Below are 584 nucleotides of genomic sequence, written 5' to 3' on the forward strand. Positions count from 1 at the left end.
AAATCTTACGCATAGCTAATCACTCCCCTGTTTATCCAATGATATATTTCTTGTACCCCTTGGTATGGTTACACACAAGCCGTCGATATCTTTTGTGATTTTTATTTGGCACCCAAGTCTTGATGTCTCTGTTAAGCCGAAAGCTAGGTCTAACATATCATTTTCCTCATCAGATATAGGGTTATGTATTTCTACAGCATTATAAAACTTTGGATCAACAATTACATGGCATGTAGAGCAAGCAAGAGAACCTTCACATGCACCTTCAAGCAGATCTGGATCACTTCTGTGGGCTAAATTGAGCAGAGTTTCTCCCTCTGCAGCTTCATAGCTTTTCTTACTCCCATCAGGTAAAATAAAAGTAACAGATGGCATATTATTCCTATTAAAATCCTTACTAATTTCTCTATATCCTACAGGTAATAACTACTTTTTGCCTCTCGTTACAATTCCAGTGCCTATTTTTTGTTATCCAAGTAGCCGACACTGGTTTCCAGAAAAAAGGGTGTTATGCAAGTAGCTGACACTGGTTTCCATCCAAGACGGCAGTGCCCTCTTCTTGTCATCCTAGTGCCTTCTTCTTG

General features: G+C 39.2%; 1 protein-coding gene. It reads right to left on the minus strand.

The genetic code is table 11. From position 1 onward, the window contains the following. Nucleotides 1-15 precede the first annotated feature (15 nt). Nucleotides 16-375: a ferredoxin family 2Fe-2S iron-sulfur cluster binding protein gene (locus tag WG67_RS03615; protein ID WP_010082412.1), complete on the minus strand. Its 360-nt coding sequence runs from the start codon at nt 373-375 to the stop codon at nt 16-18. Nucleotides 376-584 lie beyond the last annotated feature (209 nt).

The organism is Wolbachia endosymbiont of Drosophila incompta, from assembly GCF_001758565.1.
Classification (GTDB): Bacteria; Pseudomonadota; Alphaproteobacteria; order Rickettsiales; family Anaplasmataceae; genus Wolbachia; species Wolbachia pipientis.